Genomic DNA, 24,893 nt, shown 5'->3' with positions numbered 1-24,893 from the left:
TGGAAATACATATTGGTAATATGTATTATTCTCGGTACGTTACCTTGTAATGCACAGTCAGTAATTCCTATGCCAAAAGAAATGGTGATGGGAGAAGGTTCTTGGGATGTATCTGCCGATACACGTATAAATTACAGTAATGATGCGCTTACCAAAACAGTCGGTCTCTTTAATAATTATTTAGATGGACGGTTTGGGGTGACTTTGAAGAAAGGATCGAAAGGAAAGAATGCCATTCATTTGCAGATAGACAAGAAAATGCCTTTAGAGGCATATTCATTAGTTGTGGATGATAAGGGAGTAACAATCAAGGGAAGTGAAGCTGGAATATTTTATGGAATTCAGACATTGCAGCAGTTACTTGTTGATAAGGGAAATGGATGCATACAGCTTCCGTATATTATGATAAATGATGAACCCCGTTTTGGTTATCGTGGTTTGATGTTGGATGTTGCACGTTATTTTTACTCAGTGGAATATGTAAAAGAGTATATAGATTTAATGGCTCGTTATAAAATAAATAGATTCCATTGGCATTTGACAGAAGATGCCGGGTGGCGTATTGAAATAAAAAAGTATCCAGAATTGACCAAAATTGGGGCATGGCGTAATAGTACTCAGTGGGGGCATAATCCGACAGAACAAGATCGTATTCCACATGGAGGATTCTATACTCAGGAGCAGATTAAGGAGATTATCCAATATGCGGCAGATAGGTACATCACTATTGTTCCGGAGATCGATTTACCAGGACATACAATGTCTGTTTTAGCTACATATCCGGAGCTGTCTTGCACGGGCGGACCATTTCGGATACCGGAAACTTGGGGTATTAAGGAGGAAGTTCTTTGTCTCGGTAATGATGAAACCTATCGGTTTGTAGAAGATGTTTTATCCGAGGTGATAGATTTGTTTCCCGGTGAGTATATTCATATAGGCGGTGATGAGGCACCTAAAAGACGTTGGAAAGAATGTCCGAAGTGTCAACGACGCATTAAGGAAAATAAATTGAAAGATGAACATGAATTACAAAGCTACTTCATCCATCATTTGGATGAATTTGTAACGGGGAAGGGGCGAAAAATCATTGGTTGGGATGAAATCTTAGAAGGTGGTCTGGCACCGAATGCTGCTGTAATGAGCTGGAGAGGAGAAAACGGTGGAATTGCTGCAGCGGAAATGGGGCATAAAGTGGTGATGGCTCCCAATAACTATATGTATATTGATTATTATCAGAGTGAGGATTGTACTAATGAGCCTTTAAATATAGGAGGACTGGTTACGTTGGAACATATCTACAGCTATGAACCTTATACGCCTAAGCTTACAAAAGAGCAATGTGGTTATATAATGGGGGTACAAGCCAATGTTTGGGGAGAATTTATACATCATCCTGATAAAGTGAACTATATGGCATATCCTCGGGCTATGGCCCTTTCAGAAATAGGTTGGTCACCTGCGGAAAAGAAGAATTATGCAGATTTCCGTGAAAGATTAGCGGGATGTTTGGCTGAACTGGATAGACAAGGGGTTACTTTCCGTATTCCCGAACCGATTGGTTGGGATAAAGCTATTGTTAGAGGCGGTAACGCGATAGTGGATTTGAAGCCGTCAGTAGAGGGTGCTGATATATATTATACCACAGATGGTACCGATCCTCGTTTATATGGAAAACTCTATACGGATACATTGCAGTTACCTTTATCTTTCAGTGGAGTAAATATAAAATGTTATCTCCGCCTTCCTTCCGGTAGAAGTAGTGCTGTCTATACAGTTGTAGCTCCTGATACAAAATAAAAAATTGATAATAAATACAGTATTTATGACGAAATATTTATTAGTATGTCTGGTAGTTTGTGCACTGATTTTTCAAGGGTGCTGGCATCATGAGAGTGCGGTTGAACGTGGCTATAATGAGAAGTATATAGGTGAATATACGCGTAAAATAGCTTTCCCTATAGGAGGTATAGGCACGGGCATGTTCTGTATTGAAGGAACAGGAGCATTGAGTAATATGTCTATACGTCATAGACCGAATGTTTTCAATGAACCAACGATGTTTGCTGCAATTCATGTGAAAGGTTATGAGCATGGTACACGAATTCTGGAAGGGCCGGTTCCAGAATGGAAAAAATTTGGTGCTCCTAATTCCAGCCGTGGAGACGGCGGCTCATGGGGAATGCCCCGGTTTAAGGAGTATAGTTTCCAGTCACGTTTCCCTTTTGCGGAGGTAGAGTTGGCAGATCAGAATGTCCCTATAGATGTGAAACTGGTTGCCTGGAATCCATTTATACCAACGGATGAAGATAATTCAAGTCTACCGGTTGCTGGGTTTGAATATGAGTTTCATAATACCAGTAATGAGGAAGTACAAGCCGTCTTTTCATATAATAGTATGAATTTTATGCAAACTCCGGGTAGGGGTAAAGCGTATATAGATGCAGCAAAGAATGGATTCATTCTAAGACAGACAGGCACAGAGAATGAACCTTTCTGTCAAGGTGATTTTATGATTTATACTGACAATCCCCAGACAGTAGTTAATCATAACTGGTTTCGTGGAGGTTGGTTCGACCCATTGAGCATTTGTTGGGATAACTTGGAAGAGGGCAGAATGGAAGAGAATCCAGCAGGCTTGGAAGGAGCAGTGGGAGCTTCGTTATATGTGCCGTTTACTTTAGCACCTGGTGAGACTCGTAATATAAGGTTGTACATGGCTTGGTATGTCCCTTATTCACAAGAACGAATAGGTGGAATCCCACGTACAGATACTGATATCCCTGATGCACCAGTTTGTCCAGATGAATTGAGTAACTGTTATACTTATGAGAATAATTTTGAAGGGAATTACCGCCCTTGGTATAGCAGTAGGTTTGGCAGTATACAAGATGTTGCAAACTACTGGTTGGATAATTATGATGCATTGAAAAAGAATACTCAGTTGTTCACTGATGCTTTCTATGATTCTACTCTTCCACCTGAAGTTAAGGAGGCTGTTGCTGCTAATTTGAGTATATTGAAATCTACTACAGTACTTCGCCAATACGATGGGCGTATGTGGAATTGGGAGGGAAGTCATGATAATTGGGGCTCTTGTCATGGTTCATGCACGCATGTTTGGAATTATGCGCAAGCTGTATCTCATCTTTTCCCAAAATTAGAACGTACATTACGTGAAACAGAATTTTTTGTGAGCCAGGATAAAAGGGGACATCAAGTGTTCCGTACGAATCTGCCTATCAGTCCTACTGTCCATGATTTTCATTCGGCGGCAGATGGGCAATTAGGAGGTATAATGAAGGTATATCGTGAATGGAGAATTATGGGTGATATAAATTGGCTGAAGATGATGTATCCAGCTGTGAAGAAAAGTATGGATTATTGTATCCGTACTTGGGATCCGAGAGAGGTTGGAGCTGTTGAAGAACCTCACCATAATACGTATGATATAGAGTTTTGGGGCGCGAATGGGATGATTACCAGTTTTTATGTAGGAGCATTACAAGCTATTTGCTTGATGGGTAAAACGGTAGGCGATGATATTTCCCGTTATGAAGAATTGATGAATAAAAGTAAAGCATATTTGGAGAGCAAACTTTTTGATGGAGAGTATTTTATTCAGAACATTCAATGGACTGGATTGGACGCTCCAGACCCAGTTGATGCCCAATCGTTTGTGACCCATTATACGCCAGAAGCTTTAAAAATCCTACAAGAAGAAGGTCCGAAATATCAGTATGGTAAAGGTTGTTTGTCTGACGGAATATTGGGCTCTTGGATGACATTGGTATGTGGAATGCCGGAGGTGGTCGATCGTCTGAAAGTAAAAAGTCATTTGATTTCTGTCCATAAGTATAACTTTAAAAAGAGCTTAAGTAACCATGTCAACCCTCAACGTTCCACCTTTGCATTGGGAGAGGATGGGGAATTATTACTTTGTACCTGGCCGAAAGGTGGTAAGCTAAAATTGCCTTTTGTATACAGTAACGAAGTGTGGACTGGAATTGAATATCAAGTGGCTGCTCATCTTATGTTTGAAGGAGAAGTGGAAAAAGGGCTTGAAATAGTGAGAACTTGCCGTGATCGTTATAATGGTCGTGTTCGTAATCCGTTTAATGAATATGAGTGTGGAGCATGGTATGCTCGTGCAATGGCCAGTTATGCTATGCTAGAAGGCCTTACGGGAATACGCTATGATGCAGTAGACAAAATTTTGTATATAGATTCGCGGATTGGAGATGATTTCACTTCATTCTTGTCTACGGAAACGGGTTTTGGTAATGTTGGACTTAAGGAAGGAAAGCCGTTTATAGATGTGAAATATGGGGTAATAGATGTACAGAAATGTATCGTTTCCGGTAAGGAAATTCAATTATAGTTTGGATAAGGTTCTTGATTATATACAAATTGTGAAATTTGTAGTATTGTAAGATTTACATGTATAGATTAGATGGTTTTATGAGAGTTCTGTGGGGCTGTGATTGTTCCACAGAACTATTTTTATGTTATTTGCAGATTTTTGCAACCAAACTTCATCTTTCTGCGTCTAATAAATAAAAAGAGGAGATTATGAATATGAAAATGAATTTTTCTATGGACGAGATTCGTCTTAAAGTAGAGGAGTATATAAAGAAAGGTAGTCGGGCAGCTGGTCGTCCCGTACTGACAGCTTATTATGTCCTGACTGCTGATTCTACTCCAGAGAGTGAAAGGACAAATATCATGATTGCTTTGGTGGCCATTGTGTTTCCTGCCGGTATAGAAGACCTCTTGGGACAAGTCTTTATGGTAGGGAAGGGATTTGCTGCAATCTATGCTTATAAGAAAATGAAGAAATACATCACTCCACAGATAAAGGATAAGGTAGAGGCAAAATTGGATGAGTGGTTCCATGAGAATGTGATGGAAGTAGTGGAACCGCTTTATCTGGAATAACAGTTCGCCACAAAGATCATACTGATTTGCGCAGATTGAATTTATATCGGGAATTTGTATCTGTGCGAATCAGCATAATCTCCGTGACGGACTGTTTATTGTTTTTTGCTCAAGAAGCGTCTGGCCAGATATTTCCGTACCGGTTCATCATAGAATTTTAAGCATAGATAAGCCAATAATATGTTCCATGCGTAAACACACAAGGCAACCTGCCAAGTCTGCTCCAACGTGAAGAGCTGGTTCTTGATGAGCCATGCATAGAACAAGTACATAAATGGATAATGTATCACATAGACTGGATAGGATATATCTCCCAGGAACTTGCATATCTGGGTCGATTTTTTATCCGTTGTGGTACCGGAAGCTCCTAACCAGACGAGAACCGGAAAAGCGATGATTACACAGAACGCTTCATAAATGCCATTTGTACAGACCGGTGTTGCACCTTCCAAGTAGGGCACTGAAAACAAGGTAACCAATGCAATGGCACATATCCAGAAAGCACCTTTCACCTTGATAGGCTTGAAGTTGCGCGACAAAAGCATGCCCATGGAGAAAGGAAAAAGCATCCTCAGCAATCCGCCGCCAAAGTTTATTCCGTCCAGTGTCCAGCCTACCCCCATATTTCCGTATCCGGAGATGTCGAAAATGGCGAATGATGCCAATGCCACTCCCAGCAATATTGTCAGTACGGCAAGGGCTTTGTTTGATAAGCGGTGGATAAACAAGGCATAAAGGATGTTGCCTAAATATTCAAAAAACAAGGACCAACATGGACCATTCAAAGGAAACATTTCGCCATTACCACGGACTTCATAACCTGCACCTGGCATTGCGGGAATAAAAAATATAGTGCAAAGAAGGGACAGCATAATCATGGAGAGGGCAATATGTGTTCCGTCCCATTGTACGCATCCTTGAAGACAGAAAGTAATGGCACCCAGGACAGCTCCCATAATGACCATCGGATGGAGACGTATCAGGCGCCGTTTAAAGAAGTTTTTCATTGTGAGGTTCCTGCCCCAACGGTCGTCATAAGCATACCCGATAACGAATCCCGATAGTATAAAGAAGAAATCTACAGCTAAATAGCCGTGGTTGAAGGTTTCGATAATGCTACCACCGGCAAAAGCATAGCCTTCGAATATATGATACCATATAACCATCAAGGCTGCTACGCCACGGAGCCCGTCGAGAAGGTCATAATGTGCTTTGGTGTCTGAAAAGGCAGAAGATGAAATGTGCGACATCTGTTTTTTTTCTGTTGTTTGGTTAATGTTTTCGGATCTCAAAGATACGCCATGCGAAGCGAAGTTCTTTTGCTTAAAAGCAAAAAAGAACGGCAATCTTCTATTTTTTTGCGCGTACCCGGCTGAGAGTATAGATGGAAATACCCAGGAAGGCTGCCACATATTTTAGCTTCACCCGATTTATCAGTCTGGGGTAACGGCGGTTAAATTGTTCATACCGCTCTTTGGGAGGCAGTTGGAGCCTTTCCACAAACATATGACTGAGCTCTTTGTTTACGTTCTGATGCAGTATTCTGCCCCAGTTGGCTATATCAATATATGTTTCGTAGAGAGCATTTAACTTGTCTATGTGGATGACGTAGATTTTGCAGTCCGAAAGAGTTTCAATGCTTTCTACTGACGGCTGCTGATAGTACAGTGAATCCATTCCGAAGGTTACATCACCTTCCTGGCTGAACCAAGTGGTGGTATCTTGTCCGTCGTGATGAAATACGGAACGGGTGACCCCTTCCTCAATGAAATAAACCAAACGGTCTGTCACTCCTGCTTGTACTATATAAGTTCCTTTAGGGTAGTGTCTTACCTGCATATTCATCAGCAATGCCTGAAGAGCTTCTTCGGAAACCGGATAAATCTGCCTGATTTTATGAATGATGTTGTTCATTGGAGGGGAGCTTTTTATTCGTTTACAAACTTACATAATTTTATTAACTAAAACTGAACTTTGATATACAAATGTGTGCGTTGCCTTATAAGCGTTTATGGTATAATGGAATTTTTTTTGTAAAAGAGATGTTTGTTCTTTGAATATTGTATCTTTGTAGAAAACAGTAGCGTATGAATAAAATATTGGTAACATTATTGGCTCTAATCGGAGGTAGCTGCATTTCATTCGCACAGATGGAGACTGGAAGAGTTTCCGATACAGTTGAGGATACATTGAGAATAGAAAATGAAATTGTCGCTGTTGATACCGGATTTTACCAGTCAGTAGTCCGCTATGATACGGTGCGCTATAATTTGAAAATGCAGAGTGTTTACAAAAAGGCTTTTCAACTAAAGAATGATGTTTTTGTGGAAAAGATGAAAGAGCCGTGGTTAGATGATATTCTCAGAAATATCTTATTTAAATAACCATGAATTTGTGCTTTGCGTCATTCGGTTGACTTCCTGGTTTAACTCACTCGGTTAAACCACACTAAATTCAGCATTCTCTAAAAACAAAAATCAGATAGAAATCTTGCGATAACTATCTGATTTTCAGAAGAGCGGAAGACGGGGCTCAAACCCGCGACCCTCAGCTTGGAAGGCTAATGCTCTTCTGCGGCTGCCAAAGGCTTCGCCTTCGTCAGCTACCAACTGAGCTACTGCCGTTTAGCTGCTCTTAATGAGAATCCTCTTTCAGTTATCTTCTGCTTCGGTTTACATATTGGTTTACATCTATCGTGCAAAGCAAGATAAGTTAGTTATTCAATTAATTATCTCTATTTCTTAATCTTATTTGCGTGTCAATGAAGTATAAATCTCCGTCTATGCCATAAAGCACATTATTGGGAACTGCATCAAACACTTCATAATCCGAATTATGATATTCGTCGTAATAGTCCATTTCAAAGCCTAATGCTTGCATATAGGCAGCTATCTCGTCTTCCGTAGCTTCTCGTTCAGCTAATATATAAGGTTGTACGAGAACTGCGCAAAATTCTTGCTGACTGTTATAAGCGAAGCCTATCATTTGATAAGGCACATTGCCAAAGAACTTGTTATGTGCAGCAATGCGGATGAAGAAGTTCTCTAAATCATCCCCTGCGTACTCAAAGTTATTTAATTTTACAACAGACACATTACCATCATGGAACACTTCATTCTCACCACCTCTATCCATATAAGTAATATTGAGGTGTGATAAGTCAATCCATAGACCATTGTCATTGGCAAACTTTATCAGTTCTTCTGTTTGTCTTCTCTTATAGCCCTCTGTTGATTCAGTTTCTCCTGCTGCTTCCTTACTTCTTCTGGCGATGCAGGTCGCTTGCTCCAAGAGGCTATTGATTGACGAGTGCGTTCTATCCATTCTTTGTGAAATTCGTTGATGTATTCCATAATTTGTTTGATTATGAGTTTAAGACAAAGGTAATCATTCCTCTTTTAATAGCAATGCTTTGGTTGTTATATTCTTGCGAATGGGGTGTTGTGGAACATTCTATAAAAGAGAAGCAGCATAAGAGTTCCCTCAAATGCTGCTCTGTTTTAAATTAGTTTGGGAATTAGTCAATCTTCTTGTAAGTGGTTGTTGTAATGTCGTCCAATTCCTCGCTACCATCGTCCAGATTGTCCCAATCCTCAAAGGCAAGTACCAACTTAGTAGCTGTAAGTTCATTGATAGTAAGGACATCAGAATAGCCATCACTGTAAGAGAGGGTTAGTTTATTGTCTTTCAAAGACCAGCGGCTTGTTTCTGTATATCCACCTTCAACGCGGCTCTCTATGCAAGTACCATCAGCTTTGAACTCTAATAGGGCATTGGTATATGCTTCATCAGAAGTTACTACTTCTTTACCATTCTCCACTTTGTGAATCTTCTCCCAAGTGGACTGCCATTTACCTATAAGGTTAGCTTGTTCAATGATAGTCTGTTCTTCTTCTTCATCACTACATGCTGTAAAGTTTACAGCCAAGATGACCATTAATAAGGTCATTCCAATTAATCTAAATGTTCTCATTTTGAATTAAAATATTTATTGTAAGTAATAATATATTCTGTAATCTGCCTAAACACATCACCTGCTATCAATCCACCACTTACAGGAAGTCTCTCTTTATGGATGGAAACAATGATAGAATATTGGGGAGCATTGGCAGGAAAGTAACCGCAGAACTCTACAATATAACTTCCATCTTCAAACTGTATTGTCCCTGTCTCACCTGCAACTTGTATCTTATTTGACTTGGCAGGTTGTCCCAATCCATCAGTTACCACATATTCCAATGCCTGTTTCAGACTGTCAATGTTGGCTTGACTTGCTATCTGTGGATTGATAACTGTTGTACTGTCTTTGTAAAGTTGAGGTTGTACCATCTTTCCACTATTAGCAATAGCATTATAAAAGGTTAGTGTTTGTATGGGGGTAATAGTCTGATTATATCCGATGCAGAACCATGCAAAAGCTGTATCACTCCAACCGCTATCTTTAGGAGTAACAAAGTATGCAGGTTTCAGATTAGCTATTCCTGCGATGCAGTCTGGTTTACCATAATTCATTCTATCTATCAGATTGAAGTATGCTTGTGCATCATCTCTAAATGCTTTCTCCATTGTTTTATAAACAGCAATGTTTGAACTTGAAGCTAAACCTTGCTTGATAGAGATTTCACCATATCCACCTCTATGCCAATTATGGTCTTTCAGTTCTCTGTCTTGTATAGAATAGATTCCATTGCCTACATCTACCATATCAGATAGTTTCACCTTTCTTGTTTCCAATGCTGCCAATATGGATATAGGGTGCATCAGTGCTGATTCGTGTGCTTGGGAGAAGTTCTCACAAGGTAGGTAGTTAGCACCATCTTTCCTTTCAAGTCCAACCATAGCCTTTATATGTCCTGTCTGAACTTTCATAATGATAACTTGCCCAGATAAGGCATTAAGTTCAGTTAGTTTATTTTCTAAGATAGAAGTAGCTTTGACTTGTAAAGTACTGTCTATGGTGGTAGAAGTTTGAGTGTCCTTTTGCTTTGTAGAGTTACAAGCTATCATTGTAATCATGCAACTTAATAATATGCTTATCCGTATCATTTGAATTAATCTATTTGCGGTTTACTTGTACTTACTATTGACACAAATGTAAATTCACATAGTTACCATCATGGTATTCTTTACATTCTATCCAATTGTTATGACTGTCATATTGGTATTCAAACTCTTTCTTTATTCTCTTTCCGTTCCACCAAGCATCGCATAAGACTATATGCTCTAAATCATTATATTTAATGATAGTCTGTTTCTTTATGCCCTTATCGTCCTCCCAATTAGAAATTATCGTTCTTCCAGCTAATTGCCCTTTATTTTCTTCTGGTTCAATATAAGGAGCGACATTCTTCGTTGCAGAACCGCTAAACTCTACTTGATTTCTGTATTCTTTAATGTGGGTATATGTAGAATCGAACTCTCTGACTAATAGTTTAGATAAGTTGTTCCCATAGTAAGATATAGTATCGCACTTTATCATTCTCCCATTAGAAAGAAGAAGCTTGTGCTCAAGCTTTATGGTTCTTGTTTCCTCCATTGCTTTATTAGAAGAGTACCATTTACTAATTTCTTTTCTACCAATAGTAAATGTCTGTGCAATTAATCCTTGAATAAGTTCTTTATTGTGCAAACTGTTGAACAATCTACTGATATGTATTGAGTATATGTCTATAATGTCCCACATGATAAATTATTCTAATGAAAAACCTCCCAATTGTGTATAACTCTTTAAACTATATTGAGTCTCTTTTTTAGAGTGCTTCCCACCTACCAAAAGAGTGTCAAATCCCAAAGTCATTAGCTGCCTAATAAAAGGCTTGTTTGACAATATATATTGAGAAATTTCTCTAATTTCAGAATCTTTTAAATTATTATCATTCTCTATTGATATTCTAAATCCACTTCTTAAAAAGAATGCACTCATTTCATGTGCATAGTTTACATCTCCAATTGTTACAGATACCTTGCAGAATCTATCTAATTCACCACAACAATAGCTATCTTTAAAATTCTGATTCATGGTATTTATTAACTTCATCCGTTCCAATGAAGTACCTACTAAAGAATTGAGTAAGTTTTTAAAGAAATCGACAATGTTCATATTAAGCTAATTTATCATTTACTATATCCTTAATCTTTAAGAGTTCTCTGTAATTGAATCTGTTGTTGTTAATCATAGCTGTTAGCTCCTCTGCTACATCTTTATTGTTGGGATGCTTATCTGGGTGAGCTTGTTTGATAAGCTCTTTATATAGCTGTTTTGCTTTAGCTATGCTCTCAACAACATTGTATGCTTCATCATCTGTTGAATGATTCTTGGAACAGAATAATCTGGTAAACATATTCATAGTATGTCTTTTAATTGTTAGGAGAATAGCCATGCAGCTATTCCAATTACTACCAGAACTATAAGGATAACAAAAAACTCTGATAATTTAGGGTCTTCCCCATTATATTGCATTTTAGTCATAATTAGGATATTTACGCTCACCTGCTTCCTATGATGAATTATAAATAAAAAAGGTGTGGAAGCTATATTTGTCTTATCCTGTTTCTTGGGCTTCTCGCATTGCCTTTTGGTACGGATAAAACAATAGCCCCACACCAAAAGGTATATAGTTCACCTAAGCGATGAATATATATCAAATGTGTGGGTGCTATTGCTATCATCTTCGTACCGTTTTTAAATTTTGCGAGAATCTAAGAAACAGAAGATAATTTCAATAACACCTTTCGTTAAATATGTCCTTCCAACTCCCTATCTCATTAGTTCATTGGAATTGGTGCAAAGATAATGAAAGGTTCTAAATTAATAGGTATGAAGTGTGGATTAATAGTAAATTCTATGCTCTCAAACATAGTCTGAATGGGATATTTAATAAGAGTTGAGATAGTTATAAACTCTGTAAACTTATGGAATTGACTTACTTCTATAAGACTGAAATGCCAAACTGCCAAGATTGGACTTTAAATGTATCTAAGCTCAATATTTTATAGATTTGGGACAGAACCATTCAGACCACTATAAAGATGTATCTTAATAATCCTGTCCCAATTATTAGAAGCTCAAACAGTCATAAGTCTGTAAGATTTCTTCCTGCCTTAACCCCAAGTATCTTTTAGTAATGGCAACAGAACTATGGTTGAACAGTTCCATCAGCTTTACTAAAGCAAGTTCAGCATTATCGCTGTTCATATTATAGACCTGTCTACCAAAAGTCTTTCTAAGAGAATGGCAGCTAAAGTTCTTAATCTTTAGCCTGTACTTCTTCTTCACCTCTTTAAGAATGATATTGATTCTCTGAATTGTGAAGATAGTGCCTTTCTGACTGATAAGGATTGGCGCATTGATTCCAACTGGATTTATATGCTCGTAGCACTCTTTAATATGATGTTGTAATTGTGGGTTTAGTCTGATAGTCCTTACCTTGCCTGTCTTTTGCTCAATTACTGTAAACTCGTCAGTACCTAATATCTGCTTCCACCTTAGAGATAGAATATCAGATATTCTTAATCCTGTGAAGCATCCCAAAGCTATAAGAAGTGAGATTTTATAATTCTCGTCTTTGGCTAACTTTCTAATGAGGTTCATAGCATCAGACCATATAAGATAGTCTGCCGTTGTGCTTGAATATTTAAGTGACATAATGTTCTGTTTTATAATAAAACGAATAGAAGTGAATATTAATTCTGAGTTGGATTTACTAACTCACTGATTACTAAAGGAACATTCACTAATAGCAGAAGTGAATATGATAAGGACACCCAACTTAAAAATTGAGTGCCTTCTACCTTATTATAATTCTCCCTCGTCAGCAAAACTGTAATATCCTGTATCTGTTAATATGAGGTGGTCTAAAACTGTAATTCTCATTAGTCTTGCAGCTTCTTTGACCTGCTTAGTAATCTCCATATCCTGCCTGCTTGGTTTCAGATTACCGCTTGGGTGATTATGTGCAAGAATGATAGCTACTGAATTGGTGAGCAATGCAGCTTGTAGGATAACTCTGACATCAGCACAAGTTTCAGTAATTCCACCCTCTGATATGAGAGTGTAGCCTAAAACTTGGCTGGATTGGTTTAGAAACAGAACTTTGAAGTATTCTTTGTAACAGATAGTTCCCTCCTTATATGTAGGAAGTAAATATTTATATGCGTCCTCAGAACTGCCTACCTTATATATATTCTTGAATTTTGGTTTGTAGGACAGTTCCACTTCTCCAACAGTATAATCTATATCCATAATATCAAGTATTAAAATGGTTTATCGCCATATTCATAAACAAGAATTGAATTGCATACTCTATCGTAGAATGAGAATCCACAGCAAGTATGAAAATAGCTCTCATAAACTGCTGCATACTCTCCATGCTGCCTACTGTTCCTATCCAAAAATGAATCAAACTTGTGCAGCCAATATTTAAGTGCTTGCAAGTGTTTGATGTATTGCAGATTGTTCTCACAGTAGCATAATTTCTCTTGTAAAGAAGTGATATGATTGATAGCATTTTCAATTTTAGATTTATCCATAATGTCATAGAATTTGTAAAGTGTATAAATAGAAAAGGACACCTAACAAAATAGCTGTCCTTTTGAATATTACCGTCTGTCCTCTTAGATAAAAGGCAGATATGTATCATCCAATGCACCACTGTCAATAATATTTTTGCATAATTCATGTGATGCTTGATTTCTGAGGTCTGTGCCATAATTATCATCGCCTACCATTTTAATGATTGCAACAATGGTTCTCATCAACTCTTGTTGTAGGGTGCGGTGATAGTGACTTACACCTTCAGCAAATCTTTTTGGATTCCAACTCATATCATTAAGCGCACGTTCTAATTCTTGTGCAGCTTTGTATTCACGAGAATTTTGTAATTCCATAATTTATGTAGTTTTAAATAGTTCATAAAATAAAGAAAGGACAACTAACTGAATAGCTGCCCTTTCCTCTGTCAATCAACAATCCACTCAGCCCAAGAACCAAGCGTATTCACTATCTCCTAATTTGGCACGTTGGATGCCTTGTACGAACTCTGTGCAGTTAAGATTCCTCTCCAAGAAGTTATCTATGTAACTTGACTTTACAGAACCATTGAGCAGGTTTAAGAGCTGCCAGCCTGTAATGCTGTCCCCTGTACTCTTGAAATTCACATCAGAAACGAATGCTCTGCAAGCCGCATTAATTTGACTGTCTCCCAACAATAGACGAGGTAAGCGTTTCTGTTGGTTGGGTGTAAGAGCTTGATATAATCTCATCCTGCCTATTATCTGGCAGAACTCGCTTGTAGAGATTGACATCTGCCCAAGTGTCCTTAACAGATGCAGGTCTTTGGATGGGTTGTAAGCATGGAACAGATTCAATGCTGCTGCATATAGTTCCTGTACGCTTAGAACTTCTACCTTATCCTGTAAACCGTCAGTAGTGAGCATTAAATTCGAGCACACACGATTCCTAAAACCTATGAAGATTTTAAATCTCTCAACAGACTTCTTACTGTACAAGTTAATCTCGTTATATGCTCTCACTCCACCAATGGATAATGCTAAACGATTACCGTATTCATCATGTACAATGGATGGAATTTCAAAGCAGAAACACATTCTCTGATAGAACAAAGTTTTCTCTTCATCAGTCAGTTCAGAAGCCTTCTTACCTAATGCACTTGGTATTCTACCATTGATAGGGTGTGAAATTCTAATCTCTGGCATATCAAACTGTTCTCCATGAAAGTAATCCTTAGCTGCATCCACTACTGCACCTATAAAGGATTGGTGGCTGATGGTTTCTTCCATTGATGCAAAACTTGGAATGATGCAGTCTTGTTGTAGGTGCTGCAAGGTTACTTCCTGCGTGTTGGCTTCAATGAAATGGTTTACTCTCTTGGGTGCTGCAACTTCTTCTACAATGATTGCTTCTTCTGCAAACTCACCCATGTTTAATGATTCTCTACGCTGTGCCATAGCTGGCATAATTACTAAATCTCTCATAATGAAATTGAATTAAATGGTTATTGATTGAATGGATTTAATAGGAACAGACCTAAAACACAAATGAATTTCTTCACCTGTATCTTAGGCTGTCCTATGTCTTTCCCTAAAGATTCTTTCAAAGGAAATGAGGAGCATTAGTAAATTATTGGTAGGCTGTGGCAATAGTACATCGTGCCTGTTCTTGGATTAAAAAGAATGCTTATTCCTGTCAGCTATCAGACTGTATTTCTAAAGCATTCTTTTTATTTAAGAGCCATGAGGGGGGATAAAATAGTAGTATGGTTGTCCGCTTATATTATATTCTTCTTTTGTAGTTAGCAATTTTCCACTTATAATGGCATGAAGGGCACTCTGTATGCGTATCGTCAAACTCTGTTCCACATTTGGGACAAAATAATGTGTGTAGGTCTTTATGTCCTTTTCCTAATCTATTATTAATCCATTGAGGAACAAGTCTGTTAGAGGATAGGTATTTATTAGCCATTCTGTCAAAAAAATCATTAGAGCAGCAGGTTAAACATTCTGGGCAAATGCACAATCCATTGGGACATCTTTTACTTTCTCTGGAATCAATAATTCCATCTTTGCAATTAAAGCAATGATTAATGTAGATTTCTTGATGGTATTCCTTACATTGTACATTTTCACAATGATAATATGTGTATTCGTTAGAATCGTTTCCTTTACTACGTTTGGCAGGGAATAGAATATGACCACATTCTTTGCATTGGAGCCTATCTACAATCTTTTGAGCTTTAAGCATTATATCAACGAATTTATTATATTCTCCATTTGCTATAAAGCCACACCCTTTATCTTCTATGATATTATGTCCTAAAATATTTAGCATATCTGTTAGTTTGTAATCCTTCCATGATTGCTTATGTTCAATAGCGGTTCTAAAACATGGTTGGTGTTTACACCAGACAAAATTTTTGTTAGTGATGTGGTGCTTCTTCTCAGACAGATTACCATAGCAAATATCAGTAGGTCTGAGTAAATTGTTTTTGAGATTGTTGTAAATATCCTTCCAATCAGTAAAGAATGGTTGGCTGCTCTCACCTGTGTTGTGGACATAAAAACCCTTTAAGATTCTATTGATAAGTTCTTTGTTTTGAATAGAAATTATCCATTCTTCTTTACTGTCAGAATCAGTCCATTCGTTTAGGGTATTAATGATATTTTCTTTTATTTCCTCTTTATTGGAGAAAGTTTCAATAGAGGAGTTTAAGGTAAATCTTGCCTTGTTTATAGTTAGAAGTTCTGGTATGAGGCATTTGCTTATTTCATCTGCATCTTTTATGCTCCAAGAATTGGCAGGGTATTTATCTTTTAAGAAAAGTAGCAGCTTGGGTAAGTCTTCTTTGCTATCATTTAGTTCGTTAATTAAATATCCTGCATAATCAATATCATCATAGGATAAGTCCTTTAGACTTTTCATTCTATTGATTGCAATATCTATGCGTTCTCTGAAATTATCTAAAGCTAATGTGCTATTTGTTGCTATTTGGTATTCAACGAGAAGAAAACCGTTAAACTTTGGATTAACTCGCAACCCTCCATTGCAGGTGTCAAACACTCGCTTAGAATCTAAATTTATTTTTATCTTTTGACTGCCAGATTGCTGTATAGCTATGTCAATAACTCCATTAAGGGTTAGAAATGTCTTTTTATCTGCATAGCTTTTTATGGCATCTAATAGTATTTCTAATGATAGATTTAATTCTGGTCTTAAACCAAATAATGTAATTTGATAGTCTGCTAATAATTTGCGTTTGGAGTTTAATAGGGTTTCCAACCAACCAATGTTTATTGAGTGGTTATTATTTCTATGTTCTTCAAATAGCTTTCTTATTATAAGCGTTCTGACATTTATTCCTAAATAGTAGAAGTATTTCTCAATAATGCTCATGTTTACCATCGAATGCAAATCATTGAGCCATAGTATTAGTTGGATGATTTCATTATGTGCTTGTGAAGTTATATTTATCAGACGATAATCATTCTCTTTCTTCCATTGCTGAATTTTGCTATATATAAGTCTGAATTGGTTGAAGATTCCTAATTCCCTACAAGTAAAAGATTCACCAATGATTTCCATTGCATCAGTGAGTAATCGTGGCTCTATTACTTTAAAGTCATAGCCAAACTCATTCAATATAGGAAGGATAAGCTCTTGTTTATTTAGAGATGCGAATGAGACGTATTTATATAGGTCTTTTATGAACCATTCCTGTATAGTAGGGTAGTCTGTTAGCTGTTTGTGAATGGCTCTCTTAAATGCTTCTGATTGAAATTTGGATGTATTTATTGCATTCAGTATTCTTAAAAGGTATAGATAGTAAAACTTGTCTGTAACCTTATCGTGGAATATATATTCTTGGAACAAACTATTCCAATCTTGTTCACTGTAGCTAAATAATCTGAACCGTTGAGTTTGTATATTATAAAATCCTGTGGCTGTTTTCCCTTTAGATTTTGATATAACTTCTGGCAAGTGTTTAACCTGTAATCCCTTATCTGTAGCCCAATAACCTTCTTGGGTTTTATGATTAAGAAGCTCAAAGTGTATGTAGCAGAGTTGTTCCATGAATATTCTTTTTATGTATCTACAAATGTAGGGCTAAATAAAGAAAAAACAAATTGATTCTCTAACATCTATTCTCTTAATATGCTTCTTGTTATTAAAGAATTTGGGCATTAGGTGTTTGTCAAGTTTAAGGTTGGTTGGGGATTATTCGTACCATCTAATAAACAGTATAAACAATCCCAACTACCTGTTATTGGAACATTATTCGTTATAATTGTGAATTTTTCTCTCTGCAATATCTTCATCAGTGAGAATATTGGAATAGACATTCTTTACAAATGCAAATGTTGATTCAGAGGTAATGATGAATATCTTTCTGTCTTTAAGGTGTATTCCTTTATCATTCCTTTTTATATATCCGCAATCTTCTGCCTGTTTTAAATATCTTGAAATGGAACTTGGGCTTATGTTCAGTTCTTTGGCTAATTCACTTTGGGTATATTGACAGGTATTTGTAGCGTTCAAACACTTGCACTTTAGTAAGACAAGAAATCCTTTTAATTGGCGGGATATGGGTTCACTGTACAACTTCTTGCTTATAAGGACATAGTGCTCAGTATTCAATGTATATTTGCATCTGTCAAAACTTCCATATTTACCTTTAATTGGGTGTTTGTCTATCTGAATCAAATTCAAGTTCTCAAACTTGTGTAACCATTGCCTTATCTGTTCTTCTTTCTTTATTCCATAGAACTCTGTCAATGCCTCTTGCTTGACATTTGAAACCATTGTGTAGCAGTCAGAGCATAGAGCCAAACAATAGAATAAGTATGCTTCCAACAAGTCAAGTTTTCCAGCAATGTTCTCAGTTATTTTCCTGTATGATAAATCTTCTTTTCCTGTCATTAGCAACTGGTTTATTATAGTCAGTAAAATAAATCTTGTTCTCTTTTACCAATCTCCTGTATCTGTGGTTGCCAAAATAAGACTTGGCTTCCTTTTGCGTTATGAATTTCATTCCTGTAGATAAATGGATTATCATATAATTAAATTGGATTTATAAACTTGTCTCATCTTTATAAGTTCCAATCCATGCGGCTTGCGGAGCAAGACGAATGGTAGGTAGAGTATTTATCTGCAATAGGTGTTTATATATAGGTATTTATAAGTAGCCTACCTGTATGAAAGTTCCACCCTACCTATTTGAAAGAGCCGCCCTACCTGTTTGAAATCTCAATATTTCAAACTTTAGATATGTGTCAGCTTAAATATTACTGAGTTAATAAGCCAACTTCTGCAATGAGATATAATAAGTAGAAACCTTTCCATTCTTCTTTCTCCTTGTCTTTAGATAGTTGTTAAGGTTAGCCCACAATCCAATGTGAACCTTGTTATCTTTTATTCCTTGTTTAAGAGCCTTAGTCCTTATCTGTTCATAAGTAAATTCTTCCATTTTAGATATTCTGAATAGTTTGTAAGTCCGTCAATCTGTGTGGTGGGATTATCTGTCTGTGGTACTGTAAAGATAGTAATTTCATGAGTGGGGAACTAATGGTAAGACCACAATTCAGAAGTATTAAGTAGGCAGGGAAACCTCTCACATTTCCCTGCTTCTTGTCAATCCTCCTTGTCATGTTCAAAACATAGGACTAAGTGTATAATTCCATTCTCATTCTTGAAAGCTATTCTTGGATTATCAACTTCCTTATATGTAATGGAAGTTATAATAATGGGGAACAGTTCATTCTCATTATAAAGTTTGAGGCTATTTGCAATATATTCATTAGAACTATATTCTGGGAGAATGAAACTGAACAGATAGAGCTTGACATCATTGTATTGTTGCATTTTAGCTCTTAGTATTTCTTGCTTAGCAATTATTGCTTCGTAGATAGTGCTTAGATATAAGCTGGATTGTATGATATATGGATTCATTGTTTTATTATTTAATTGGTTAAGAATTAAGCCCACCTGTCACATGGGCTTTGCTGTTAGTGGCTTATGCAACCTGTTCTTCTTTAATCACTCCATGATTCTTTAGATATTGGGTAAGCATCTCAGAATAAATGGTATTCACATGGTCTGACTTTACTGCATTTATAATTTTGATGCTACTCTCATTCAATGTCTTTATGGTACTTAAAGTTTCATCCAACCCAATCTTCTTGTCTTCTCCGTTCGGTGCGTAATTGGCAAGTTGGGTAATTGCATCAATCATGTAGCGATGTCTGATAGTGTCCTTAGAAATCTTCATGTCATTTAAAGTCTTGATAATTGTATCTCCTATTGTCAAGTCATATTCTTCAAGTTTGGCTTCACAAACTCCCTGCATGGCACTATTCCAGACTTTCAAACTTAGTGTCTTACCAAAATTATAGTATTTGGTGATTACGCTGATGTTTGCTTTCAATTCCAATGCCTTTTGGAACACTCTGTTAAAGAACTCCTGTTGAGTGGCTAATGCTGCATTACCAGCCTTCTCCAATCCATTGAAACCTCTGCTCAACACATTGTTCACTCCTCTGTACTTGCCAAACTCCTGTAAAGAATCAAACTTTTTAATTCTTACATTCTCTATGGTCAGTTTGGTGTCGTCCTTGACTATGGCATTAAGGTTGTGTTCATGGTAGCTTGCCCATTGCCAATATCCGTTTGCTGTATCAACAGGTACGTAAACATTGGGAGTGCCTTTAGGTACAATGTTTCCGTTAAGGTCTTTCAGCTCAATGTCTGCATTGTAAAACAGGGCGGCTTCTGTAATGTAGAGAGGAACTTTATCAAAATGTTCATTGGTTATCAAATCCTTACCACATTCAAGGTTTACCTTACTTACTGCCATGCTATAAACAGATGTAGCGATGATGATTTCCTTTTCCTCTTTAGTAAAGACTACCTGCTTGTTTGTGTTCTTGCTTTCATTCCACAATTCTACTTTAGCAGTTGGTAGTTCTACCTTTTTAAGTGCTTCAAGATATGCCGTTTCAGCCTTGCCTACATTGACCAGTGCAGATTTCTTAATATTGGCTTCTGCATCCTTATTGGCTTCAAGCACGCTCTTGGCTTTCATCAAATTCTGACGGGCTTCTTCTACTGCTTGTAACTTAGTCTCTGCGGTTGTCATTTTTACTTCTTCCATGATTTCATTCTGATTTAAAGATTCAATTTCATTATTAATTTTCTCAGCTTTTACATTTACTAATTCGTTCATAGTTTTAATCTTTTAAGTTGTTGTTATTCATTTAGTGTAACCCTCAAACCTATGTACACTTGGTTATCTGATTACGTTGCAAAACTACTTGCTTCTGGGCTGATTAAAAGAGAGAAATTAATGAGTGTTTTTACTTTCCCTCTTAATTGGTAGCTCGTCCGCTATCGTTTTTGACGCTGCAAAGATGGGATATAATGGCAGGATTAAAAGAGAGAAAAAAAGTCCTGCTTTCATGTACCCTCTTAATGGTATGAAGCAGGACTGTATTAATTATCAGATGTTTATTAGAAATATATGCTGTTCGCAGTATCAATTCTCTTGTCTTTATATTGCTTGATGTAGCCTTTTAAAACATCTTCATCATCTGAGAATTTACTATGTTTAGATAGCTTGGTGAAGTAGATAAGCCTTGATATGAGCAATGTCTTACTAAGTGATATGGTGCTTCCTTTCTTTTGTCTGACATTAAACTGCTTATTATATGGAGATAGATTGAAGAAGTCGTTAAACATTTTATAAAATAGGTATATCTGAATGGATTCCTTTTCTTCTGCATGGGTACTTATGCTGACTTGTTGGCTCTGCATCCAAGGGTGTTCCTCTATCTCCTTTAGGTTATTGATGATGGTAGTAGCCAAGTAGCCTATTGCATTGGCATTGTCAATTACAATCTGATGCTTGCCCTCTACCTTTACAGAGATAGTGATAGGTTTCTTAAAACTTACTCCAAATTGGTTAATCTCCTTATGGTTGTCAGCTATGGCTTGGGCAAATTTGGTGAGTTGTTCTATTCCAATGCCTGTAGCTTTCATTCCATCCAAGCACGTTCCACAAGTATAGTCAAAGATGAACAGAAGTAGAAACCAGAACTTATCTATATCAATTCCTAAACCTTTTAGTGTATTCTGTATGTCCTCATTGGCTATATAATCTTCGTATGTGAAGTTACCATATAGTTTATTCTGATAGCATCTTCTTATAAATATGGGTAAGGCGGTAGTGCCACAGATATATTGCTCTCCTGTTTCAAGGTCTATATCTACATCTGGAACATATTCAACGGCTATGGCTTCCATGTATTCCAAACGAGTATCAATGCTTATATAATCTTCCTTTAGCTTCTCCATAATTATTAGTTTAGGACAAAATTAAAAAATAATCCTCACCTGTATTGCTACAAGTGAGGAATTATTGGCTTAGAGTAAATTCTTCATGGCATTATCTATCTGTTCATTATCAAAACTATCAAGATAGATTTGAGTAGTCGTTAGGTCTGAATGTCCTAACGCTTCACTAATCAATGCAATGTTTACACCAGACTTCTTTAAGACGCTTGCGAATGAATGTCTTGCAACATAGGTTGTAAGATTGGCTTCAACTCCAAGCTGTGCGGCAAGTAGTTTTAGATTCTTATTGACCTTTCCCAGCATCTTATGTATTCTGTTCTGCTTTTGCAATGGTGTCTTATGCAACTGAGCATTGAGAATGGGGAACAGATAGCCTTTACTCTCTACTGCATATCGCTTAATGATTTTTAAGGCTTCTTCTGACAATCCCAACTTGATGAGTTTACCTGTCTTTTGACGAATGTAGTGTAGTCTCTTCCCCTCTATGATATTATCCTTAGTTAGATTGGCTATGTCAGTGAAGTTTATGCCACCACACAGATAACTGAAAATAAATATGTCTTTGCTTAGTTGAACATATTGCTGCTTGCCAATGGAATGAACATCTGTTGAGAATTTCAGTACGTCAGCTTTAGCGATGGCTCGCTTCTCAGTACTGACATCAAATTTACTTATCCTGTAATCATTGAAGGGGTAGTCAGACTTACGTGCACATTTGCTTTCAATAGCTTTGTTGTATGCACTACGCAGGGTACGAAACATTAAACTCATAGTAGTTTCTTTGTTTCCTTTGGAGCGTAGCCACTTCTCGTACTTGTTGAGCCATGCAACATCTATTGCACTAAATGGAATCTCTAAATTACCATTGGTAAAGACATTGATAGAGTTGTAGGAGCTTTTATAAATAAGCCTGTTCCCACATTTCTCATTAGCCTTGTACTGCTCAATCAATTCTTGGTAGAACTGTTTGACTGTTTTGAGTTCAAACTTCCTATGCTCGTCATGAAGTAGGGTGGTAGTGGTGTACTCCTTTTGTTCTGCATTCAGTTCAAGCATCCGCTGTTGAAGTTCCGCTTGCTTGTTAAGGATAAGTTTTAAGATATATTCCCTATTAGGACAGTTGGACTTAGGTTTATTCTTACTGAAATCCCAGAATTTAGGATTTACAGACACACCTAAACTTTGGTATTGGCGTTTACCTCCTTTGGAAACTTGTAGCATTAATGGACTTTCGCCATTAGATAGTCTTTTAGACTTGTAGCAAACTACTGATAATGAAGCATTCATGTACCATTTCTTGGTTTACATCTTGGTTTACATGATGATGCTCAAACCACCTGTATCCGCCTTAATCAGATAGTACTAAAAGAAGAAATCCTGAATGCCAATTGCTTGACTTTCAGGATTCTCTTAAGAGCGGAAGACGGGGCTCAAACCCGCGACCCTCAGCTTGGAAGGCTAATGCTCTATCAACTGAGCTACTTCCGCAATTTTTTGTGGTCAAAGATGGATTCGAACCACCGAAGGCGTAAGCCAGCAGATTTACAGTCTGCCCCATTTGGCCACTCTGGTATTTGCCCTTTTGCACTTAAGATTCTATCTCAATTCTCTCATTGAGTAGGTTTGTTTCTCAATTGCGGTGCAAAGATACGACTATTTTTGTAAACTCCAAGCAAAATCTATCATTTTTATTGCAGTAATTGCACATTCGTCTCCTTTATTACCCAGCTTACCACCGGCGCGGTCTTCTGCTTGCTCCATAGTATTGGTAGTAATTAATCCGTAAATTACTGGTACATCGCCACTTGCGTTTAATTGGGTAATTCCTTGGGTAGCACCCATGCAAACATAGTCAAAATGTGGAGTATCTCCTCTGACTACACAACCAATTGCAATAACTGCATCGACTTCACTGTATTCGATAAGTTGGTTGGCGCCGAAAGTCAGTTCAAAACTGCCGGGTACTGTTTTTACCAGAATATTTTCATCTTTGGCTCCATGTTTTTTTAAGGTGTCTATGGCGCCTTTTAGGAGAGCACCGGTAATATTATAATTCCACTCAGATACAACGATGCCGAATTTCATTTTTTCCGCGCTGGGTACAGAACTGAAATCGTAGTCTGAAAGATTGTGATAAGCTGTTGCCATAAATAAGGAATTAAGAATTAAAAATTAATAATTGAAAATTAAAGGGAGAGGGGAGATAAAAGAGGCACGGACTACACGGATTCACGGCTATTGTGTCTTTCCGTGTTTTCCGTGTAATCCGTGCCTGAGATGTCTTTATAATAAGGTATATTACTTCTTCAACAGTTTGGCTTGTTCGATATACTTGTCGATATCCATTGCCTGGTATGAACGGAAGTATTTATCCTTGATAGTGGTATACGCCTGGATTGCATCGTCATACTTACCTTGCTTTACCAGGATTTCTCCGGCTTGCAGCAGGTAGATGGGGCTGAGGGAGTTGTTGTCGGCTTCGTTGGCGGCTTTCAGCAGCATAGAAGCGGCTTTGTCCAGTTGGCCGAGCTGCGCATAGCAGTTACCCATAGCACCTTTCATGGCAGGAGCTACCATTTGGTCGTCTCCGTCAAAGCTGTCCAATGCTTTCACTGCTTCGTCATATTTGCCGAGGTGTGCATAGCAGAGACCCATATAAGCTTTTGCAAGATTGGCTGCTTTTGTGCCGCTGTATTCGTCTGCCACTTTTACAAATCCGGCAAAACCGATGCTGTCACCGTTCAGTGCTTGTGCATAAGCGTCTGCTTCGAAGTATTCTTGTCCTTTGAATAAGGCAGCTTGTGCTTTTTCTTCACGGGGGTCTGCATAAAGGTTCTTGTACATCACTACACCGGCAATGATGATGATTACTGCTACTACAGCGCCGATGATTGCTTTTTTGTTCTTAATGAAAAAGGCCTCCGATTGTGTCAGTGCATCCTCCACATTTAAGGCTTCATTCGTCTTTTTTTGTTCTGCCATTTTTATATAATCTTTTTGTTATTATTCTTATTTATCTATTTCGACCCGCAAAAGTAAGTTTTTTATAGCTATCAACGAAATTTAGCGGCATCTTTTTTTGTTTTGTATCAGAAAA

At 37.4% G+C, this 24,893-nt stretch carries 24 protein-coding genes and 3 tRNA genes; 4 read left to right on the top strand and 23 right to left on the bottom strand.

What is annotated here, in order from left to right; all coding sequences use genetic code 11:
* Positions 1-69: 69 nt before the first annotated feature.
* From DW800_RS17040 to DW800_RS17030, 3 genes are all read left to right on the top strand, one after another.
* On the top strand, positions 70-1,797 hold the full coding sequence (locus DW800_RS17040; protein ID WP_227224196.1) for a family 20 glycosylhydrolase: 1,728 nt from the start codon (positions 70-72) through the stop codon (positions 1,795-1,797).
* Positions 1,798-1,822: 25 nt separating this feature from the next.
* Positions 1,823-4,378, top strand: coding sequence for a GH116 family glycosyl hydrolase (locus DW800_RS17035; protein ID WP_119958217.1), 2,556 nt, complete (start codon positions 1,823-1,825; stop codon positions 4,376-4,378).
* A 191-nt stretch (positions 4,379-4,569) separates the two neighbouring features.
* Complete coding sequence (locus DW800_RS17030) at positions 4,570-4,935, top strand: hypothetical protein (protein WP_005823632.1); 366 nt, start codon at positions 4,570-4,572, stop codon at positions 4,933-4,935.
* 95 nt (positions 4,936-5,030) lie between these two features.
* Here DW800_RS17030 and DW800_RS17025 read toward each other — a convergent pair whose 3' ends face one another.
* The gene (locus DW800_RS17025) at positions 5,031-6,185 is read right to left on the bottom strand and encodes an acyltransferase family protein (protein WP_008665488.1); all 1,155 of its coding nucleotides are present in this window, start codon (positions 6,183-6,185) and stop codon (positions 5,031-5,033) included.
* Between the two features lie 100 nt (positions 6,186-6,285).
* Positions 6,286-6,849, bottom strand: coding sequence for a Crp/Fnr family transcriptional regulator (locus DW800_RS17020; RefSeq protein WP_005823628.1), 564 nt, complete (start codon positions 6,847-6,849; stop codon positions 6,286-6,288).
* Between the two features lie 173 nt (positions 6,850-7,022).
* On the opposite strand from DW800_RS17020, the gene DW800_RS17010 reads away from it, so the two are divergent.
* A complete protein-coding gene (locus tag DW800_RS17010) occupies positions 7,023-7,319 on the top strand; it encodes a hypothetical protein (RefSeq protein WP_057282023.1) in 297 nt (98 codons plus the stop codon).
* A 133-nt stretch (positions 7,320-7,452) separates the two neighbouring features.
* Here the strand turns inward: DW800_RS17010 and DW800_RS19705 are convergent.
* The 21 genes from DW800_RS19705 to DW800_RS16890 all read right to left on the bottom strand — a co-directional run bounded on the left by DW800_RS19705 (position 7,453) and on the right by DW800_RS16890 (position 24,778).
* A tRNA-Gly gene (locus DW800_RS19705) sits at positions 7,453-7,558 on the bottom strand.
* A gap of 101 nt (positions 7,559-7,659) precedes the next feature.
* Positions 7,660-8,259, bottom strand: coding sequence for a hypothetical protein (locus DW800_RS17005; protein ID WP_009129192.1), 600 nt, complete (start codon positions 8,257-8,259; stop codon positions 7,660-7,662).
* A 193-nt stretch (positions 8,260-8,452) separates the two neighbouring features.
* Positions 8,453-8,908 carry a lipocalin family protein gene (locus tag DW800_RS17000; RefSeq protein WP_009129191.1) on the bottom strand — a complete coding sequence of 152 codons (456 nt, stop codon included), beginning with the start codon at positions 8,906-8,908 and terminating at the stop codon, positions 8,453-8,455.
* The gene (locus tag DW800_RS16995) at positions 8,905-9,942 is read right to left on the bottom strand and encodes a penicillin-binding transpeptidase domain-containing protein (protein ID WP_009129190.1); all 1,038 of its coding nucleotides are present in this window, start codon (positions 9,940-9,942) and stop codon (positions 8,905-8,907) included. Before DW800_RS16995 ends, DW800_RS17000 begins: the two co-directional genes overlap by 4 nt.
* A 73-nt stretch (positions 9,943-10,015) precedes the next feature.
* Positions 10,016-10,618, bottom strand: coding sequence for a hypothetical protein (locus DW800_RS16990; protein ID WP_119958216.1), 603 nt, complete (start codon positions 10,616-10,618; stop codon positions 10,016-10,018).
* A 6-nt stretch (positions 10,619-10,624) separates the two neighbouring features.
* Positions 10,625-11,035: a hypothetical protein gene (locus tag DW800_RS16985; RefSeq protein ID WP_009129188.1), complete on the bottom strand. Its 411-nt coding sequence runs from the start codon at positions 11,033-11,035 to the stop codon at positions 10,625-10,627.
* A 1-nt stretch (position 11,036) separates the two neighbouring features.
* Positions 11,037-11,276, bottom strand: a complete 240-nt coding sequence (locus tag DW800_RS16980) for a hypothetical protein (protein WP_009129187.1) — start codon at positions 11,274-11,276, stop codon at positions 11,037-11,039.
* A 716-nt stretch (positions 11,277-11,992) separates the two neighbouring features.
* A complete protein-coding gene (locus DW800_RS16965; RefSeq protein ID WP_009129186.1) occupies positions 11,993-12,580 on the bottom strand; it encodes a tyrosine-type recombinase/integrase in 588 nt (195 codons plus the stop codon).
* Positions 12,581-12,730: 150 nt separating this feature from the next.
* Positions 12,731-13,177 (bottom strand): JAB domain-containing protein, encoded by a 447-nt coding sequence (locus DW800_RS16960; protein WP_009038408.1) that lies wholly within the window; start codon positions 13,175-13,177, stop codon positions 12,731-12,733.
* An 11-nt stretch (positions 13,178-13,188) separates the two neighbouring features.
* Positions 13,189-13,464, bottom strand: coding sequence for a hypothetical protein (locus DW800_RS19965; RefSeq protein ID WP_009129185.1), 276 nt, complete (start codon positions 13,462-13,464; stop codon positions 13,189-13,191).
* An 84-nt stretch (positions 13,465-13,548) separates the two neighbouring features.
* On the bottom strand, positions 13,549-13,821 hold the full coding sequence (locus tag DW800_RS16950; protein WP_009129184.1) for a hypothetical protein: 273 nt from the start codon (positions 13,819-13,821) through the stop codon (positions 13,549-13,551).
* Between the two features lie 87 nt (positions 13,822-13,908).
* Entirely contained in the window at positions 13,909-14,928 is a 1,020-nt protein-coding gene (locus tag DW800_RS16945) for a DUF3871 family protein (RefSeq protein WP_009129183.1), read from the bottom strand.
* 298 nt (positions 14,929-15,226) lie between these two features.
* Positions 15,227-17,521 carry a zinc ribbon domain-containing protein gene (locus DW800_RS16940; protein ID WP_009129182.1) on the bottom strand — a complete coding sequence of 765 codons (2,295 nt, stop codon included), beginning with the start codon at positions 17,519-17,521 and terminating at the stop codon, positions 15,227-15,229.
* A gap of 201 nt (positions 17,522-17,722) precedes the next feature.
* The gene (locus DW800_RS16935) at positions 17,723-18,367 is read right to left on the bottom strand and encodes a winged helix-turn-helix transcriptional regulator (protein ID WP_009129181.1); all 645 of its coding nucleotides are present in this window, start codon (positions 18,365-18,367) and stop codon (positions 17,723-17,725) included.
* 1,093 nt (positions 18,368-19,460) lie between these two features.
* The gene (locus tag DW800_RS16925; RefSeq protein ID WP_009129179.1) at positions 19,461-20,669 is read right to left on the bottom strand and encodes a hypothetical protein; all 1,209 of its coding nucleotides are present in this window, start codon (positions 20,667-20,669) and stop codon (positions 19,461-19,463) included.
* A gap of 284 nt (positions 20,670-20,953) precedes the next feature.
* The gene (locus DW800_RS16915) at positions 20,954-21,796 is read right to left on the bottom strand and encodes a hypothetical protein (RefSeq protein WP_009129178.1); all 843 of its coding nucleotides are present in this window, start codon (positions 21,794-21,796) and stop codon (positions 20,954-20,956) included.
* A 69-nt stretch (positions 21,797-21,865) separates the two neighbouring features.
* A complete protein-coding gene (locus DW800_RS16910) occupies positions 21,866-23,083 on the bottom strand; it encodes a site-specific integrase (protein WP_009129177.1) in 1,218 nt (405 codons plus the stop codon).
* 128 nt (positions 23,084-23,211) lie between these two features.
* Positions 23,212-23,284, bottom strand: a tRNA-Gly gene (locus DW800_RS16905).
* Between the two features lie 9 nt (positions 23,285-23,293).
* A tRNA-Tyr gene (locus DW800_RS16900) sits at positions 23,294-23,376 on the bottom strand.
* Positions 23,377-23,449: 73 nt separating this feature from the next.
* Positions 23,450-23,944 (bottom strand): 6,7-dimethyl-8-ribityllumazine synthase, encoded by a 495-nt coding sequence (gene ribH / locus DW800_RS16895; protein WP_005823623.1) that lies wholly within the window; start codon positions 23,942-23,944, stop codon positions 23,450-23,452.
* Between the two features lie 150 nt (positions 23,945-24,094).
* Positions 24,095-24,778 (bottom strand): tetratricopeptide repeat protein, encoded by a 684-nt coding sequence (locus DW800_RS16890; protein WP_057282025.1) that lies wholly within the window; start codon positions 24,776-24,778, stop codon positions 24,095-24,097.
* Positions 24,779-24,893 lie beyond the last annotated feature (115 nt).

The organism is Bacteroides sp. AM32-11AC (assembly GCF_003603515.1).
In the GTDB taxonomy this organism is placed as follows: Bacteria; Bacteroidota; Bacteroidia; order Bacteroidales; family Bacteroidaceae; genus Bacteroides; species Bacteroides uniformis.
This window is presented reverse-complemented; position numbering and strand designations above follow the sequence as displayed.

Bases quoted from the DNA above. Each gene is read 5' to 3' on its own strand.
- DW800_RS17040 (WP_227224196.1), top strand. From the start codon at position 70: ATGCCAAAAGAAATGGTGATGGGAGAAGGTTCTTGGGATGTATCTGCC.
- DW800_RS17035 (WP_119958217.1), top strand. From the start codon at position 1,823: ATGACGAAATATTTATTAGTATGTCTGGTAGTTTGTGCACTGATTTTT.
- DW800_RS17030 (WP_005823632.1), top strand. From the start codon at position 4,570: ATGAATATGAAAATGAATTTTTCTATGGACGAGATTCGTCTTAAAGTA.
- DW800_RS17025 (WP_008665488.1), bottom strand. From the start codon at position 6,185: ATGTCGCACATTTCATCTTCTGCCTTTTCAGACACCAAAGCACATTAT.
- DW800_RS17020 (WP_005823628.1), bottom strand. From the start codon at position 6,849: ATGAACAACATCATTCATAAAATCAGGCAGATTTATCCGGTTTCCGAA.
- DW800_RS17010 (WP_057282023.1), top strand. From the start codon at position 7,023: ATGAATAAAATATTGGTAACATTATTGGCTCTAATCGGAGGTAGCTGC.
- DW800_RS17005 (WP_009129192.1), bottom strand. From the start codon at position 8,259: ATGGATAGAACGCACTCGTCAATCAATAGCCTCTTGGAGCAAGCGACC.
- DW800_RS17000 (WP_009129191.1), bottom strand. From the start codon at position 8,908: ATGAGAACATTTAGATTAATTGGAATGACCTTATTAATGGTCATCTTG.
- DW800_RS16995 (WP_009129190.1), bottom strand. From the start codon at position 9,942: ATGATAGCTTGTAACTCTACAAAGCAAAAGGACACTCAAACTTCTACC.
- DW800_RS16990 (WP_119958216.1), bottom strand. From the start codon at position 10,618: ATGTGGGACATTATAGACATATACTCAATACATATCAGTAGATTGTTC.
- DW800_RS16985 (WP_009129188.1), bottom strand. From the start codon at position 11,035: ATGAACATTGTCGATTTCTTTAAAAACTTACTCAATTCTTTAGTAGGT.
- DW800_RS16980 (WP_009129187.1), bottom strand. From the start codon at position 11,276: ATGTTTACCAGATTATTCTGTTCCAAGAATCATTCAACAGATGATGAA.
- DW800_RS16965 (WP_009129186.1), bottom strand. From the start codon at position 12,580: ATGTCACTTAAATATTCAAGCACAACGGCAGACTATCTTATATGGTCT.
- DW800_RS16960 (WP_009038408.1), bottom strand. From the start codon at position 13,177: ATGGATATAGATTATACTGTTGGAGAAGTGGAACTGTCCTACAAACCA.
- DW800_RS19965 (WP_009129185.1), bottom strand. From the start codon at position 13,464: ATGGATAAATCTAAAATTGAAAATGCTATCAATCATATCACTTCTTTA.
- DW800_RS16950 (WP_009129184.1), bottom strand. From the start codon at position 13,821: ATGGAATTACAAAATTCTCGTGAATACAAAGCTGCACAAGAATTAGAA.
- DW800_RS16945 (WP_009129183.1), bottom strand. From the start codon at position 14,928: ATGAGAGATTTAGTAATTATGCCAGCTATGGCACAGCGTAGAGAATCA.
- DW800_RS16940 (WP_009129182.1), bottom strand. From the start codon at position 17,521: ATGGAACAACTCTGCTACATACACTTTGAGCTTCTTAATCATAAAACC.
- DW800_RS16935 (WP_009129181.1), bottom strand. From the start codon at position 18,367: ATGACAGGAAAAGAAGATTTATCATACAGGAAAATAACTGAGAACATT.
- DW800_RS16925 (WP_009129179.1), bottom strand. From the start codon at position 20,669: ATGAACGAATTAGTAAATGTAAAAGCTGAGAAAATTAATAATGAAATT.
- DW800_RS16915 (WP_009129178.1), bottom strand. From the start codon at position 21,796: ATGGAGAAGCTAAAGGAAGATTATATAAGCATTGATACTCGTTTGGAA.
- DW800_RS16910 (WP_009129177.1), bottom strand. From the start codon at position 23,083: ATGAATGCTTCATTATCAGTAGTTTGCTACAAGTCTAAAAGACTATCT.
- ribH (WP_005823623.1), bottom strand. From the start codon at position 23,944: ATGGCAACAGCTTATCACAATCTTTCAGACTACGATTTCAGTTCTGTA.
- DW800_RS16890 (WP_057282025.1), bottom strand. From the start codon at position 24,778: ATGGCAGAACAAAAAAAGACGAATGAAGCCTTAAATGTGGAGGATGCA.